At 67.0% G+C, this 16,176-nt stretch carries 14 protein-coding genes; 4 read left to right on the top strand and 10 right to left on the bottom strand.

Going from position 1 to position 16,176, the window contains the following annotated elements; all coding sequences use genetic code 11:
* Nucleotides 1–35: 35 nt before the first annotated feature.
* Nucleotides 36–1,496 carry an efflux transporter outer membrane subunit gene (locus J8I33_RS20000; RefSeq protein WP_124630983.1) on the bottom strand — a complete coding sequence of 487 codons (1,461 nt, stop codon included), beginning with the start codon at nt 1,494–1,496 and terminating at the stop codon, nt 36–38.
* A 77-nt stretch (nt 1,497–1,573) separates the two neighbouring features.
* Here J8I33_RS20000 and J8I33_RS19995 point away from each other — a divergent pair, with 77 nt between their 5' ends.
* The 4 genes from J8I33_RS19995 to J8I33_RS19980 all read left to right on the top strand — a co-directional run bounded on the left by J8I33_RS19995 (nt 1,574) and on the right by J8I33_RS19980 (nt 7,375).
* Entirely contained in the window at nt 1,574–2,191 is a 618-nt protein-coding gene (locus J8I33_RS19995) for a TetR/AcrR family transcriptional regulator (RefSeq protein ID WP_050013935.1), read from the top strand.
* Nucleotides 2,192–2,273: 82 nt separating this feature from the next.
* A complete protein-coding gene (locus tag J8I33_RS19990; RefSeq protein WP_209938885.1) occupies nt 2,274–3,398 on the top strand; it encodes an efflux RND transporter periplasmic adaptor subunit in 1,125 nt (374 codons plus the stop codon).
* Entirely contained in the window at nt 3,395–6,535 is a 3,141-nt protein-coding gene (locus J8I33_RS19985) for an efflux RND transporter permease subunit (RefSeq protein ID WP_209938883.1), read from the top strand. The genes J8I33_RS19990 and J8I33_RS19985 overlap by 4 nt, the downstream gene beginning before the upstream one ends.
* A gap of 33 nt (nt 6,536–6,568) precedes the next feature.
* Entirely contained in the window at nt 6,569–7,375 is an 807-nt protein-coding gene (locus J8I33_RS19980) for an oxidoreductase (RefSeq protein ID WP_209938877.1), read from the top strand.
* A 75-nt stretch (nt 7,376–7,450) separates the two neighbouring features.
* Here J8I33_RS19980 and J8I33_RS19975 read toward each other — a convergent pair whose 3' ends face one another.
* The 9 genes from J8I33_RS19975 to J8I33_RS19935 form a co-directional block, all read right to left on the bottom strand.
* The gene (locus J8I33_RS19975; RefSeq protein ID WP_209938875.1) at nt 7,451–7,849 is read right to left on the bottom strand and encodes a RidA family protein; all 399 of its coding nucleotides are present in this window, start codon (nt 7,847–7,849) and stop codon (nt 7,451–7,453) included.
* A 109-nt stretch (nt 7,850–7,958) separates the two neighbouring features.
* Nucleotides 7,959–8,735 carry a benzoate diol dehydrogenase BenD gene (benD, locus tag J8I33_RS19970; RefSeq protein ID WP_124630987.1) on the bottom strand — a complete coding sequence of 259 codons (777 nt, stop codon included), beginning with the start codon at nt 8,733–8,735 and terminating at the stop codon, nt 7,959–7,961.
* Nucleotides 8,732–9,754 carry a benzoate 1,2-dioxygenase electron transfer component BenC gene (benC, locus tag J8I33_RS19965; protein WP_209938873.1) on the bottom strand — a complete coding sequence of 341 codons (1,023 nt, stop codon included), beginning with the start codon at nt 9,752–9,754 and terminating at the stop codon, nt 8,732–8,734. The genes benD and benC overlap by 4 nt, the downstream gene beginning before the upstream one ends.
* A gap of 40 nt (nt 9,755–9,794) precedes the next feature.
* A complete protein-coding gene (benB, locus tag J8I33_RS19960) occupies nt 9,795–10,283 on the bottom strand; it encodes a benzoate 1,2-dioxygenase small subunit (RefSeq protein ID WP_050013942.1) in 489 nt (162 codons plus the stop codon).
* Entirely contained in the window at nt 10,280–11,638 is a 1,359-nt protein-coding gene (locus tag J8I33_RS19955) for a Rieske 2Fe-2S domain-containing protein (RefSeq protein ID WP_050013943.1), read from the bottom strand. The genes benB and J8I33_RS19955 overlap by 4 nt, the downstream gene beginning before the upstream one ends.
* Nucleotides 11,639–11,759: 121 nt before the next feature.
* Nucleotides 11,760–12,701 (bottom strand): catechol 1,2-dioxygenase, encoded by a 942-nt coding sequence (gene catA / locus J8I33_RS19950; protein ID WP_209938871.1) that lies wholly within the window; start codon nt 12,699–12,701, stop codon nt 11,760–11,762.
* 52 nt (nt 12,702–12,753) lie between these two features.
* The gene (locus J8I33_RS19945; protein WP_176016221.1) at nt 12,754–13,890 is read right to left on the bottom strand and encodes a muconate/chloromuconate family cycloisomerase; all 1,137 of its coding nucleotides are present in this window, start codon (nt 13,888–13,890) and stop codon (nt 12,754–12,756) included.
* A gap of 407 nt (nt 13,891–14,297) precedes the next feature.
* Nucleotides 14,298–15,047 carry a hypothetical protein gene (locus tag J8I33_RS19940; protein WP_050013946.1) on the bottom strand — a complete coding sequence of 250 codons (750 nt, stop codon included), beginning with the start codon at nt 15,045–15,047 and terminating at the stop codon, nt 14,298–14,300.
* 257 nt (nt 15,048–15,304) lie between these two features.
* Entirely contained in the window at nt 15,305–16,168 is an 864-nt protein-coding gene (locus tag J8I33_RS19935) for a class I SAM-dependent methyltransferase (protein WP_050013947.1), read from the bottom strand.
* Nucleotides 16,169–16,176: the final 8 nt, after the last annotated feature.

Raw genomic sequence — 16,176 nt, 5'->3', positions numbered from 1 at the left:
CTGCCGACCGGGTCGAAGGCCATCGGTCCGTTCCGCTACCGGCTCGCAACAGCCTGCGCTTCCGGCGCCTGCCATCCACCGCCAAGCGCCTTGAACGCCGCGACCGCCGCGCGCGCCGCTTCGGTTCGCGCCTGCACGCGTTCGTCCGATGCGCGCAGCAGGCTTTCGTCGGCCTGCAACACCTCGATCAGGCTGACCACCCCTTTCTGGTAAGCCGCGAACGATGCGGTCCGCGCGCGGCCGAGCGAATTCACGCCGTCGCCGAGAATGGCTGCCTGCTCGTCCCGCTTGACGAGCGCCGAGAAGGCATTCTCGACGTCCTCGGTCGCGTGCAGCGCCGCGAGCCGATACGCGGCCAGCATTTCGGCATCCTGCCCTTTGGCCTGCGCGATCTGCGCATTGATCCGGCCGAAGTCGAACAGGCGCCAGCGCAGCCCGAGCACGCCCGCCGCCTGGTTCGCGCCGCCGGCAAACAGGTTGCCCGCGCCCATCGTCGTCGCGCTGCCGATCAGCCCGCTCAGCGAAAACTTCGGGTAATACTCGGCGATGGCCACGCCGATGCGCGCGTTCGACGCCGCCACGCGCCGCTCGGCGACGATCAGGTCGGGCCGGCGCCGGAGCAGTTCGCCGGGCGTGCCCGTCGCCGCAATCCGAGGCGCAACCGGCACGTCGCCGCCGGCGAGCAATTCCGCGCGATGCGTGCCGGGCTGCGCGCCGAGCATCACGTCGAGCGCATTCATCGCCGCGTCCAGCGCCGCTTCGAGCACCGGCACCGTCGCGCGTACCTGCGCGAGCGCGCCTTCGGCCTGCCTCACCTGAAGCTCCGCCGCGAGGCCCTTTCCATAGAGCAGGTTGAGCGTCGACAGCAGATCCTGCTCGGTCCGCACCTGGCGCCGCGCGACGTCGAGGCGGCCCTGCAACCCGCGAATCGTGATGTAGGTGTCCGCGGTTTGCGCGGCGACGGCGAGCCGCGTCGCGACCGCCGCCGCTTCGGATGCCTGATAATCGGCGAGCGCCGCTTCGCGGCCGCGGCGCAACCCGCCGAATACGTCCAGTTCCCAACTCGCGTTGAGATCGGCCTCGTAGTCGTTGCCATGACGGTCGAAACCGGGTGTTGAATTCAACACGCGCCCCAACGGCGTTTCGACCGACTGGTAGACGCGCGCGGCCTGCCCGCTTACATTGCCCGACGGCAGCAGCGCCGCGTTCGCCGCACCGAGCCCCGCGCGCGCCTGCTCGACGCGCGCCGCGGCCTGCGCAAGATCGAGGTTCTGCGCGAGCGCCAGCGTGATGTATTGCGTCAGTTGCGGATCGCCGAAGCCCGTCCACCACGTCGCGAGGTCGGCGTCGGCCGCCGCGTGGCGCTGGTCCACGGCGCGCTGACCCTGGAACTGCTGCGGCATCGCCACGTCCGGCCGCACATAGTCGGGACCGACGGCGCACCCCGCCGACAAGATGGCGGCCAGCGCCGCGGCAACGATGGGTTTGGGTAGCATGTGGGCTTTAGCAAGAATCCGGTGGTGACTATAATACCAAATAGTCACTTTTTGTCCATTCCTGTCCGTTGCAGCCCATGAAAAAAATCGACCCTTCCCCGGCGCCCGCGCGCGGCCCGGCCGACCACGACGTCCGCGACCAGATCGTGGCCGCCGCCACCGAGCACTTCAGCCGGTACGGCTACGAAAAGACGACCGTGTCGGACCTCGCGAAGGCGATCGGCTTCTCGAAGGCCTATATCTACAAGTTCTTCGAGTCGAAACAGGCGATCGGCGAGATGATCTGCGCGCACTGCCTGCACGAGATCGAGACGGACGTGCGCGCGGCTGTCGCCGAGGCCGAACTGCCTACCGAAAAGCTGCGGCGAATGTTCAAGGTCTTCACCGAGGCGAGCCTGCGGCTGTTTTTCCGCGACCGCAAGCTGTACGACATCGCGGCGTCGGCCGCCACCGAAAACTGGCCGTCGGTGCAGGCCTACGAGGCGCGCGTGCAGAAGCTGCTGCAGGACGTCCTGCAGGAAGGCCGGCAAAACGGCGAGTTCGAGCGCAAGACGCCGCTGGACGAAACCGCGACCGCGATCTACCTCGTGATGCGGCCGTACCTGAACCCGCTGCTGCTGCAGTACAACCTCGACACGACCGACGCCGCGCCCGCCCAACTGTCCAGCCTCGTCCTCCGAAGCCTCGCACCGTGATGTGCTCCCATTTGTGACCATTGACTATATTGGTCACTAGATACACAATGAAAGCCCCGATCACTTCATCACTGGGTCTTTCATGGTTCGGCGTCGCCTCGCTTTCTTCGCAGTCGCTTCCGCACTGCCCGTCGCGCTAGCCGCCTGCAGCGGAAAAGCGCCGTCCGATCCGCGCACGGAGGCGCCGCTCGTGCGCACCGCCGTCGTGCAGGCGGCCGTCCCCGCGTCCCGCTCGTTTACCGGAACCGTCGCCGCGCGCGTGCAGAGCGATCTCGGCTTCCGGGTAGCCGGCAAGGTGCTGGAGCGGCTCGTCGATACCGGGCAAACCGTGCGGCGCGGCCAGCCGCTGATGCGGCTCGACCCGGTCGACCTGAAGCTCGCGGCGCGCGCCCGCGACGAGGCGGTCGCCGCCGCACGGGCCCGCGCGCGGCAGACCGCCGAGGACGAAACGCGCTACCGCGACCTGCGCGGCACCGGTGCGATATCGGCATCCGCGTACGACCAGGCCAAGGCCGCGGCCGATGCCGCGAAAGCGCAGTTGAGCGCCGCCGAGGCCGACGCCGACGTCGCGCGCAATGCGACCGGCTATGCGCAACTCGTCGCGGACGGCGACGGCGTGGTAATGGAAACGCTCGCGGAGCCCGGTCAGGTCGTTAGCGCGGGGCAGCCGGTGGTGCGGCTCGCGCACGCCGGCAGCCGCGAGGCCGTGATCCAGCTGCCGGAAACCCTGCGCCCGGCGATTGGGTCGCTCGCGCAGGCCGGGCTGTTCGGCAAGCCGGACGTCGGCGTCCCCGCGACGCTGCGCCAGCTTTCCGATACCGCGGACGCGAGAACGCGTACGTTCGAAGCGCGCTACGTGCTGCAGGGCTCACTGGCCAATGCGCCGCTCGGCGCGACCGTCACGGTCCGCCTGCAGGACGACGCGCGCACGGCTTCGCCACGCGGCATGCAGGTACCGATCGGCGCGCTGCTGGACGCGGGCAACGGGCCCGGCGTGTGGGTCGTCGCCGGCGAACCGGCCAAGGTGACGTGGCGGCCGGTCAAGGTCGAACATCTCGACGACGACGGCGCGCGCGTGGCCGGCGACGGCACGCTCAAGCCAGGCGAGCGCGTCGTCGCACTCGGCGCGCAGTTGCTGCACGAAGGCGAAGCGGTCCGCGTGTCTGCGCCGGCCGCCACCATCGCGAGCGAAGGAGCACGGCCGTGAGCGAACGCCGCTTCAACCTGTCCGCGCTCGCCGTGCGCGAGCGCGCGATCACGCTGTTCCTGGTCTGCCTGATTTCGCTGGCCGGCCTCGTGTCGTTCTTCAAGCTGGGCCGCGCGGAAGATCCGGCGTTCACGATCAAGGTGATGACCGTCATCACCGCATGGCCGGGCGCCACCGCGCAGGAAATGCACGACCAGGTGGCCGAAAAGATCGAAAAGCGCATGCAGGAGCTGCGCTGGTACGACCGTACCGAAACCTATACGCGTCCGGGCCTCGCGATCACGACGCTGACGCTGCTCGACAGCACGCCGCCGTCCGAAGTGCAGGAGCAGTTCTACCAGGCACGGAAAAAGATCGGCGACGAGGCGACCAACCTGCCGGCCGGCGTGATCGGCCCGATGGTCAACGACGAATACGCGGACGTCACGTTCGCGCTGTTCGCGCTGAAGGCCAGGGGCGAACCGCAGCGCCTGCTGGTGCGCGACGCCGAAGCGTTGCGTCAGCGGCTGCTGCACGTGGCGGGCGTGAAGAAGGTCGACATCATCGGCGAGCAGGCCGAGCGCATCTACGTGCAGCTGTCGCACGACCGGCTCGCGACGCTCGGCGTGAGCCCGCAGGACGTATTCGCGGCGCTCAACGGCCAGAACGTGCTGACGGCGGCCGGCTCCGTCGAGACGCGCGGGCCGGAGATCTTCATTCGCGTGGACGGCGCGTTCGACAAGCTGCAGAAGATCCGCGACACGCCGATCGTCTCGCAGGGCCGCACGCTGAAGCTGTCGGACATCGCGACCGTCGAGCGCGGCTACGAAGATCCGTCGACGTTCATGATCCGCAACAACGGCGAACCCGCGCTGCTGCTCGGCATCGTGATGCGCGACGGCTGGAACGGGCTCGACCTCGGCCGCGCGCTGGACGGTGAAGTCGGCGCGATCAACCGCGAACTGCCGCTCGGCATGAGCCTGACCAAGGTCACCGATCAATCCGTGAACATCAGCTCGGCCGTCGACGAGTTCATGGTCAAGTTCTTCGCCGCGCTGCTCGTCGTCATGCTGGTGAGCTTCGTCAGCATGGGCTGGCGCGTGGGACTCGTCGTCGCCGCGGCCGTGCCGCTGACGCTGGCCGTGGTGTTCGTCGTGATGGCCGCCACCGGCAAGAACTTCGACCGCATCACGCTCGGCTCGCTGATCCTCGCGCTCGGGCTGCTCGTCGACGACGCGATCATCGCGATCGAAATGATGGTCGTGAAGATGGAGGAAGGCTACGGGCGCGTGGCCGCGTCGGCCTACGCGTGGAGCCACACGGCCGCGCCGATGCTGGCCGGCACGCTGGTGACCGCGGTCGGCTTCATGCCGAACGGCTTCGCGCGCTCCACCGCCGGCGAATACACGAGCAACATGTTCTGGATCGTCGGGATCGCGCTGATCGCGTCGTGGGTCGTGGCGGTGGTGTTCACGCCATATTTCGGCGTGAAGATGCTGCCCGAGTTCAGGAAAATCGAAGGCGGCCACGACGCGATCTACGACACGCCGCGCTACAACCGCTTCCGCCAGTTGCTGACGCGCGTGATCGCGCGTAAATGGCTGGTCGCGGGGTCCGTCGTCGGCCTGTTCGTACTCGCCATTCTCGGCATGGCGGTCGTCAAGAAGCAGTTCTTCCCGATCTCCGATCGCCCCGAGGTGCTCGTCGAGGTGCAGATGCCGTACGGCACGTCGATTTCGCAAACGAGCGCCGCCGCGTCGAAAGTCGAAGCGTGGCTCGCGAAGCAGAAGGAAGCGCGGATCGTCACCGCGTACGTCGGCCAGGGCGCGCCGCGCTTCTATCTTGCGATGGGGCCGGAGCTGCCCGATCCGTCGTTCGCGAAGATCGTGGTGCGCACCGACAGCCAGGACGAACGCGACGCGTTGAAGGCGCGCCTGCGCCGCGCCGTCGCCGACGGCCTCGCGCCGGAAGCGCGCGTGCGCGTCACGCAGCTCGTGTTCGGCCCGTATTCGCCGTTCCCGGTCGCGTACCGGATCACCGGCCCCGATCCGGACACGCTGCGCGGCATCGCGTCCGACGTCGGGCACGTGATGACCGGCAGCCCGATGATGCGCACGGTCAATGCCGACTGGGGCACGCGCGCGCCGACGCTGCACTTCACGCTACAGCAGGATCGCCTGCAGGCGGTCGGGTTGACGTCCAGCGCGGTCGCGCAGCAGCTGCAGTTCCTGCTGACCGGCGTGCCCGTCACCGCGGTGCGCGAGGATATCCGGACCGTGCAGGTCGTCGCGCGTTCGGGCGGCGACGCGCGGCTCGACCCGGCGCGGCTCGACGACTTCACGCTCGCCGGCGCGAACGGGCAGCGCATTCCGCTGTCGCAGGTCGGCAAGGTCGACGTACGGATGGAAGAGCCGATCCTGCGCTGGCGCGATCGCGTGCCGACGATCACGGTGCGCGGCGACATCGCCGACGGCTTGCAGCCGCCGGACGTATCGGCCGCGATCACGAAGCAGCTTCAGCCGATCGTCGCGCGGTTGCCGAGCGGCTACAGGATCGAGGAAGCGGGCTCCATCGAGGAATCCGGCAAGGCGACGAAGGCGATGCTGCCGCTGTTCCCGATCATGCTCGCGATCACGCTCGTCATCATCATCTTCCAGGTGCGCTCGATCTCGGCGATGGTGATGGTGTTCATGACGAGCCCGCTCGGGCTAATCGGCGTGGTGCCGACGCTGATCCTGTTCGGGCAGCCGTTCGGCATCAACGCGCTGGTCGGGCTCATTGCGCTGTCGGGAATCCTGATGCGCAACACGCTGATCCTGATCGGGCAGATCCATCAGAACGAACAGGCCGGGCTCGATCCGTTCCATGCGGTCGTCGAGGCGACCGTGCAGCGCGCGCGGCCGGTGATCCTCACCGCGATGGCGGCCGTGCTCGCGTTCATTCCGCTCACGCATTCGGTGTTCTGGGGCACGCTCGCGTACACGCTGATCGGCGGCACGTTCGCCGGCACGATTCTCACGCTGGTGTTCCTGCCGGCGATGTACGCGATCTGGTTCAGGATCGGGCCGGGTCGTGCCGCCGGCTCGCATCGCGGCGAACCCGAACCGGCGTCACTGACCGACTCCACGCTCGCGGCCGCGCTCGACGCACGCAACTGACGTGCCCACCATTCACTCTCGAAGGAAACAGTCATGTCGAACCCTACCGTTGTCGTCGTGACGGGCGTGTCTTCGGGCATCGGGCGCACCACCGCAGAGCAGTTCGCCAGACACGGGTGCCGGGTGTTCGGTACCGTGCGCAGCATTGCCCGAACCGCGCCCGTCGCCGGCGTCGAGTTGATCGAGATGGACGTGCGCGACGATGCGTCCGTTCAATCCGGAATCCGTACGATCGTCGAGCGCGCCGCGCGTATCGACGTGCTCGTCAACAATGCGGGCACGAGCCTGATCGGCGCGGTGGAGGAAACGTCGGTGGTCGAAGCGGCGGCGCTGTTCGACACCAACGTGTTCAGCATCCTGCGCACGGTGCAGGCGGTGTTGCCGCACATGCGCGCACGGCGCGGCGGACGCATCGTCAACGTCAGTTCGGTGCTCGGGTTCCTGCCCGCGCCGTACATGGGCCTCTATGCGGCGTCCAAGCATGCGGTCGAGGGATTGACCGAAACACTCGATCACGAGCTGCGCCAGTTCGGCATTCGCGCGACGCTGGTCGAACCGTCGTTTACGCGGACCAGCCTCGACGTCAATGCGCCGCGCGCGAGCGCGAAGATCGCCGACTACGACCGCGAACGGACGCTTGCGGCGCGCGCGGTCGTCGACAACGTGAAAGCTGCGCCCGAGCCCGACGGGGTGGCGAGCACCATTGTCGAGGCCGCGCTCGGCGCGTGGCGCATGCGACGCGCGCCGAGCGGCGAGGCGTCGCTTCTGCGTACGCTGCGGCGCTTCATGCCGGCCGGCCCGGTCGATTCGAGCCTGCGCAAGAAATTCCGGCTCGGGTGACCGGACGATCGATGCAAGCGCCTTATCGTCGCAAGGGGGCCGCAAGGACGGTTCCCTCGCAACGATACCCGTCGATCACCGCCGCAGCACCGCCACCGCCTTGATCTCGACGATATAACCGGGCGCACCGCCGAGCATGTGCGCGCCGACGGCCGTCCATGCCGGCCGCGGATGCGCATGGAAATAGCGGTCGCGCACCTGCATGAACAGCGGCAGGTCGCGCATGTCGGTGTGGAACGTCGTGAGGTCCACGACGTCGTTGAACGAAGCACCGGCCGCCTCCAGCACGTGCTTCAGATTCTCGAACGCCTGCACGATCTGCGCTTCGCGATCCTCGACCCGCTGCATCGCGGCGTCGCGGCCGATCTGGCCGGATATGTAAAGCGTATCGCCGACCCTCACTCCCGGCGCATAGCCGATTTTTTCGTACACGGCCTCCATGCCGGCCGGGATGATCGCTTCGCGTTTGCTCATGAGTGTCTCCATGGCCGGGTTTGCCGCGCCGACCGGTTACGTGATCGTTGTCGTGCGCACGGCAGCAGCGCGTGCACTGTGAAGCACAGCAAATCGTCACGCGTGCCCCTCAACCCGTATCCCCACCCGCGACCGGCAGCACCGTCCCGGTGATGTAGCTCGCCTCGTCCGACGCGAGGAACAGGATCGGCGCGATCTGCTCGTCGAGGCTGCCGTAGCGCTTGAAGTACGTCGATTCGGTCACCTGCCGTACGGCCTCGCCCATCCACGCCTGTTCCTGCTCGGTGTCGCCGGCCGCATTGCGCGGCACGCGGCGCGGCGGCGCGCTGGTGCCGCCCGGCGCGGTGGCGACGACGCGGATGTCGTGTTCCGCATATTCCATCGCGAGCGCCGACGTCAGCGCGTTCACGCCGCCCTTCGCCGCCGAATACGGCACGCGGCGAATGCCGCGCGTCGCATTCGACGAGATGTTGACGATCGTGCCGCCGCCGCGCGCGATCAGGTGCGGCAGCACGGCGTGACACGCATAGAGCGTCGGCATCAGCGAGCGGCGGATTTCCGCGTCGATCTGCGCCGGCTCGAACTCCGCGAACGGCCGCATCCGGATCGCGCCACCGACGCCGTTGATCAGGATGTCGATGCCGCCGAACGTCTGCACCGCATACGCGATCGCCGCATGCGCGCCTTCGTACGTTTCGAGATCGGCGACGAAGCCGGCCGTCTCGCCACCGGTCGCTTCGGCCGCCACGTCGGCGACGAAATCCGCGCGATCGACGAACAGCACCTTGCCGCCCTCGGCCGCCGCGCGCAGCGCGACACCGCGGCCGATGCCCTGCGCCGCGCCGGTGACGACGACGACCTTGCCGGAGAATCGTTGCATGGTCATGCCGCCTTTGCCGTGACGTTGGGGGTGAACTTCTCGTAGTGGAAGCTGTTCGGCTTCACGCCTGCATCGTCGAAATACTGGCGCACCGCATCGACCATCGGCGGCGGCCCGCACAGATACACGTCGACGTCGCCGTCGTTCAGCGCGTCGGCCGGGATGTGCTGCGTGACCCAGCCCTTGCGTGCGTGGTTCGACGCCGAATCGGCAACGACCGTCGCGAAGCTGAAGTTCGGCAGCTTCGCCGCCAGCGCTTCGATCGCGTCGACCAGCACGAGATCGAGATCGCGCGTGACGCCGTAGATCAGGTGCACCTTCTGTTGCGACCCGCTGCGCGCGAGCACGTCGAGCATCGACAGGAACGGCGCGAGGCCCGTGCCGCCGGCGAGGAACAGCAGCGGCCGCTGCACGTCGCGCAGATAGAAGCTGCCGAGCGGCCCGTGCAGTTCGAGCGTGTCGCCGGACTTCGCGGATGCAAGCCACGTGCTCATTACGCCGCCGGGAATCTTCTTGATCAGGAATCCGACCTTCGCGTCGCCCGGCGCGGACGAGAACGAATACGACCGATGCTGGCCGCTGCCCGGCACACCGATGTTCACGTACTGGCCCGGCAGGAACGCCGGCGCACTCGCGCCGACGTCGAGCTCGAGCACGACGGCCGCATCATTGTGCTGCTCGACCTTCGTGACCGTCGCGACAAAGCTGCTTTGCCCGGTCTTGCACGCGACCGACGACGTCGGCACCGCGATCACGCAATCGCTGTGCGGCACCATCTGGCACGTCAGCACGAGGCCGCCGTCCTTTTCGTCCTCGGTGAGCGCATCGTCGATGTAATCGTCGCCGAGGTCGTAGTGCCCGCTTTCCGCGCGGCACTTGCAGGTGCCGCACACGCCGTCGGAGCAATCCATCGGCAGGTTGATCTTCGCGCGGAAGGCCGCGTCGAGCACCTTCTCGCCGGCCTTGCAGTCGATGAAGCGGGTTACCCCGTCCTCGAAATTCAATGCAATCTTGTAGCTGGACATCGCGTCACCTCCACTTCCTTTCATGGCAAAACAACGGGCGTCAGACGTGATACACGTCGAGCACCTGCCGGATGTAGTCGTTCTTCAGCACGATCTTCTTGTGCGAAATCAGCAGTGCGTCGCCCGCCCGGCGCAACGTGACGAACATCGTGCCGAAGAAGTGATCGGTCACGCGATAACGGTGGTTCAGCGTGTGGAAGTTGTAGCGCACGTCGACCTCGTCGTCGCGTTCGGCCAGCACCTCGACGTTCGTCACGTTGTGGCTGGTGCGCGGCTCGGGCGTCGATGCGCCGCTGCGCTCGGTCTTGATCCGGAACACGCGATCCTCGAGGCCGCCGCGGTCCGCGTAGTACATCAGCGAGACCTGGCGCTGCGGATCGTCGGTCGGCCGATCGTCGTCGTCCCACGCCGGCATCCAGTACGTGACGTCCTCCGTGTAGCAGGTCAGCCACGCGTCCCACTCGCGATCGTCGAGCAGGCGCGCCTCGCGATACAGCGCCGCGCAAATCGTCCGGTAATCGAAGCTCATGCCGCCACCTCCCCGCGTTCCTTCTTCAGCGCATCGCGCATCACGTTCACCCAGTGTTCGTGCTGACACACGAACAGTCCTTCGTCCTCGCTGCGCTCGCCCGAAATGCGCGGGTTCAGCCCCATCTTTTTCGCGTTCTCGTCCGGCCCGTCGATCCACAGCGGCGCGCCGCGCGACAGGTCGTTCCACATCGCCGTGATGCCCGCATAGCCGGCCTGGCACGCACGAAACTCCTCGAGATCGTCGGCCGTGCCCATGCCGCTCACGTTGAAGAAATCCTCGTACTGGCGAATCCGCGTCGTGCGATCGGCTTCGCTCTCGCCCTTTGGCGCGAAGCAGAAGATCGTGACTTCGGTTTTGTCGACGCCGAGCGGCCGCACCACGCGGATCTGCGTGCTGAACTGGTCCATCAGGAACACGTTCGGATACACGCACAGGTTGCGCGTCTGGTTCACGATGAAATCGGCCTGAACGTCGCCGACGCGCGCACGGATCTCGTCGCGGTGCTGGTACACGGGCCGCACTTCCGGGTTCATCGTCTGGGTCCACAGCAGGATGTGGCCGTGGTCGAAGCCGTACACGCCCGCGACCGACTTGCTCCAGCTGTTCGCATCGACCGCCTTGGTGCCGTCCTCCTTGCGGCGGCTCATCGTCGCCGCATAGTTCCAGTGCACGGTGCTGACGTGGTAGCCGTCGCAGCCGTTTTCCATCTGCATCTTCCAGTTGCCTTCGTAGATGTAGGACGAGTTGCCGCGCAGCACTTCGAGCCCGTTCGGCGCCTGGTCGACGATCTGGTCGATGATCACGCGCGCTTCGCCGAGGTAGTCCTCGAGCGGCAGCACGTCGGCGTTGAGGCTGCCGAACAGGAAGCCGCGATAGTTCGCGAAGCGCGCGACCTTCTTCAGGTCGTGCGAGCCGTGCGTGTTGAACTGCACCGGATACTCGGTCGTCTTCTCGTCCTTCACCTTCAGCAGCTTGCCGGTGTTCGAGAAGGTCCAGCCGTGGAACGGGCACGTGAAGCTGCCCTTGTTGCCGTGCTTGCGGCGGCACAGCATCGCGCCCTTGTGCGCACACGCGTTGATCACCGCATGCAGCTCGCCGCCCTTGTCGCGCGTGATGACGATCGGCTGGCGGCCGATCCACGTCGTGTAGTAATCGTTGTTGTCCGGAATCTGGCTTTCGTGCGCCAGGTACACCCAGTTGCCCTCGAAGATGTGCTTCATCTCGAGTTCGTACAGCTCCGCGTTCGTGAAGATGTCGCGACGGCAGCGGAAAATGCCGGCCGCCTTGTCATCCTGCACGGCGGTTTCCAGCAGGTGATCCAGTTCGTTCGTAGCGTCGATCGTGACGGACATGATGGCTCCTTCCATGCGCGTGCCGCGTCCTGCAAGCACGCTCGCATCGATATCGGTTGAATCTCGGGGACCGGCCGGCAGCGGCGACGCACGCACGCGCGCCACCGTGCTGCCGGACGGGTTATGCCGTGGCTGAGGCGCGCAGGCGGTCGACGATCTGGTTGTCCTTGCCCTGTACGCGCGGCGTCAGCACGAAGTTGAATTCGATGTCCTGGTACGCATCGGTCTTCATGCCGAGCGCCGTGCCGCCGGTCTTGTCGGTCACGGGCGGAATCAGCTCCTCGCGCGTCGCATACGCGAAGTCGTCCCAGATCAGCGGATCGCCGTCGATGTTGAACTGCGTGGTCAGCTTTCGATGGTCATCGCTCGTCACGAAGAAGTGCACGTGCGCCGGGCGGTTGCCGTGTCGGCCGAGCCGGTTCAGCAGTTGCTGCGTCGCGCCCTGCGGCGGGCAGCCGTAGCCGACCGGCATCAGCGTGCGGAATTCGTATTGGCCGTCGGCGCCCGTCTTCACCGCGCCGCGCAGGTTGAAGTCGCTCTGCTTGCCGGTCGGGTCGAAGTGCGAATAGAAGCCGTGCGAATTCGCATGCCAGCATTCGACCAGCGCGCCGGCCACCGGCTTGCCGTCGAGATCCTTCACCGTGCCGTGGATCACGAGCGGGCCCGCGCCGTCGTCCGCGTCGAGGTCGATCTTCGCGACGCCGTCGCGCACCGGGGCGCCCGCCACGTACAGCGGCCCCTCGATCGTGCGCGGCGTGCCGCCGTCGAGGCCGATCGCCTCGTCCTCGGCATCCATCCGGATGTCGAGATACTTCTCGAGACCGAGGCCGGCCGCGAGCAGCGCCGCTTCGCCATCCTGACCAAGCTTGTTCAGATAGTTCACGCCGGCCCACACTTCGTCGGGCGTGATGTCGAGATCGTCGATCGCCTTGAACAGGTCGCCGAGCAGGCGCAGCACGATCTGCTGCGTGCGTGCATTGCCGCCGGCGCCGCGCCCGCCCGCGTTCGACGCGGCCTTCAGCAGGTCCTGCACTTCGCGGGTATCGAAAACTTTGACGCTCATGATGCTGTCTCCACGTGTATTTGGGGGGATGACGGTCTTTGCCTGACTCGACTTACCGCGCGACTTTCGTCAGCCCGTCGCGGGTGAAACGCCTGACCTTGTCCTCGTCGAGCACGATGCCGAGACCGGGGCCGTCCGGCACGGTCAGTTCGAAGTCGCTGTAGTCCAGCGGCTGCGTCAGGATTTCTTCGGTGATCAGCAGCGGCCCGAACAGTTCGGTGCCCCACTGCAGGTTCGCGACGCTCGCGAACAGGTGCGCGGACGCCACCGTGCCGAACGCGCCTTCGAGCATCGTGCCGCCGTACAGCTCGATGCCGGCCGCGTCCGCGATCGCGGCCACGCGCTGCGCGGCGAAGAGGCCGCCGCTCTGTTCGATCTTGATCGCGAACACGTCCGCGCCGTGCTGCTTCGCGATGTCGAATGCGCTGTCGGGGCCCTGCAGGATTTCATCGGCCATCAGCGCGACGGGGAAACGGCGCATCAGGCGCGTCAGCGCCGCGGCCGACGCGACCGGCTGCTCGACCAGTTCGCAGCCCGCATCGGCCAGCGCCGGAATCGCGCGCGCGGCCTGCGTTTCGCTCCACGCCATGTTCACGTCGACGCGCACCGATGCGCGATCGCCGACCGCGTGCTTGATCTCGGCCACGTGGCGGATATCCGTTTCCGGCGCTTTCGCGCCGATTTTCAGCTTGAATACGTTGTGGCGGCGCAGGTCGAGCATCCGTTCGGCTTCGGCGATGTCGGTGGCCGTGTCGCCCGACGCGAGCGTCCACGCGACCGGCAGGCGATCACGGCGACGCCCGCCGAGCAGTTCGCTGACCGGCACGCCGAGCCGCTTGCCGTGCGCGTCGAGCAGCGCGGTTTCGAGCGCGCTCTTCGCGAAATGGTTGACCTTCGCGAGCTTGCCGACGAACGCCATCAGCGTCTGAACGCGCGTCGCGTCACGGCCGATGATCGCCGGTGCGAGGTAAGCATCGATCGCGAGCTTCATCGCTTCCGGGCTTTCCGGACCGTAGGCCATGCCGGCGATCGTCGTGCCTTCGCCGATACCGGTCACGCCGTCGCTGCAGAACACCTTCACGAGCATCAGCGTCTGGCCGTGCATCGTGGCCACCGACAACTTGTGCGGGCGGATCGTCGGCAAGTCGACGAGACGGGTTTCGATGCGTTCGATGGTGGGGGAGGACATGGGACACGCTGCGTGGGGGCTGTTCATGGAACGGATTTATACGCGGCGGGGAAATCGGGCGTCCAATACTTTTGGGCGGGATTTTCGATACCTAATTGGTATTGAAATCGCCCCATGAATGCGAAATATTGCGGCGCGCCATACCTGTTTGGGTAGGCAGACGGGCTGGGAGGGTTGATGGAGCGGGTTGTGCGGGGTCGGGGGATCGTTTGGGCGGGGGCCTGCCGAGGCGGCTTGCGGCAGCGGGAAAACGAGCTGAAAACCGGCGGCCTGCCGAGTCGATCAGGGTTTTCCTGAGGGAAAAAAACGGTGGGCCGCCGTCGGGCCGTCGGCTTCGGTGTCGGCGTCGGTTTCGGCGAACGACCGGAAGGCCGTCACGCTTGCACTCATTGACGCAAACATGCTCCCTAAGACATCGATGAGGCGTCGGCAAGCGGTCGTATGTGCGACCGGCCGCCGGGCCGATACCAGCGACCGGATGCCGGGCACACGGCGGCGGGTGCGCCGTTCGACCAGACTTGTTCCTCATCCAGGTGCAGCGAGGTCGAACGGGCAGTGTCGAAGACGACGTCAAGCGCTTGCCCGACATGGACGTCTTCGATGGGAAGCTCCCAGGTCAGGAATATCTGGATGCAATCGCGGCCTGGCGCGAAGTCGACCGCATTAAATTCGCGACTGCCGCGCTGAATGACGCCATGAGGCTGGCCCGTATCGAATATCACAGCGGTCCCCCGGGTCAGCGGAATGCGATGGCCGGTAGCGGGAAAATGCAAGTCCAGCCCTCGGTCCTCGCTCAGGAAGAGATTGCAGAAGGCCGCACCGCCATATTGCGCGCCGTCATGGTGGTACCTCGCGCCACGACAGGCCATGAGGGCCACGTCACTGGCGGCAAGCACGTTGGGCAGTCCGAGTGCGCCCGTCCAGTCGGACATGGCCTGCACGCAGCGCTTGTAGTCCGGCCAGCGCGCTTGCGTTCGCGCCAACGGCATTGCCTCGACGTCCCCCGGCTCCAGGACGAGCCGCGACGATGTCTCTCTTTCCCAATCTGCGAGCAGCCGTGCGGAAGGAACCGGCACGTCGACCGTGCCTGATAGAACGATGTCACTGACGCGTCGACTGCGAATGGCGTCGCCGCTCCAGAAATAGGAAGTCAGCATGTCTCGAATTCGATGCCGTCGAAGGGGACAGATGGGGCAATTGTAGCGATTCAGCCTGATCACGTCGGCGAAAATCGGCCACGAACTGCCGGTCGCATGCGCCGCCGGCAGGCCGCTCAGGCGTCGGCTCTGCTTCGCAACCGGCCATCTGCCTGTCGCAAGGCGAGCGCTCGTTCAGCGCTCGGAATGGACATCCATCTGAGCGGCCAACGACGCCCGGCGCGACCAAGCGGCCGCGTCTCGCCTGTTAATCCCTGTCAGCCTGCCGGATTTCGTGCCGTGACGACCCAGGCAGCGCCGTTGATCAATACCGCTCCCTCGCCGGGGAGGCTCGCGAAGGCGGCATGAACGGCGGCGGAGGCACGGGCGCGGATGTCGTCGGGTTGACCAGCGAGCGCACGCGACAGCGGGCCGACCTCGAGCGTCATCCTCACTGCGTCGGCGATCGCGGCGTCCCGCGTTTCGCCCTCGCCGAATGGGACGGCGGCGTCGAAGGGCGAGATAACGATCTCGGCGAAACCGGCCGCCGTCAGGATGCGCGCCACGTGCTCCCGGTCGCCGAACGAAAACGGGCCGGGCGCGTCGGGATCGGGCAGCGCACTCGGCGGGACGATGTCCTTGAGCGCGCCCACCGGCAGTCGCATCCAATCGTTCTCGGCCGCCCCGCGCCAGCAGACGAAAGCGACCCGGCCACCCGGCCGGAGCGCGCGTCGCATATGGGCGAACGCCGCTGTCGGATCGGGGAAAAACATCACGCCGAAACGCGAGAACAGAATGTCGAACGCGCCTTCGGGCAGCGCTGCGCTGCTGGCGTCGGACACCTGAAACAGGGCCGGCGTATCGTGGCGCGCAAGCGCGCGCGCTCGATCGATCAGCGGTTCGGATATGTCCACGCCCAGCACGTGGCCCGCCGCGCCGACGCGAGCAGCCAGCGCCAGACTCGACGCGCCCGCGCCGCAGCCGATGTCCAGCACGCGCTCACCCGTCGCGGGCGCGGCGGCTTCGATCGCGGCCTGCCCGAACACCGCCACCAGAGCGTCGAGCCGAGCCTGGTTGGCGACCCAGCGCTCGCCGCTTTGACCATTCCAGTCACCCGCCTGATCAGCACTTTGCTTTGCCATGTCATTCT

It is taken from the genome of Burkholderia sp. AcTa6-5, from assembly GCF_017815075.1.
GTDB lineage: Bacteria > Pseudomonadota > Gammaproteobacteria > Burkholderiales > Burkholderiaceae > Burkholderia > Burkholderia sola.
Note: the sequence above shows the minus strand (reverse complement) of the source record. Positions and strands in the feature narration are given on the sequence as shown.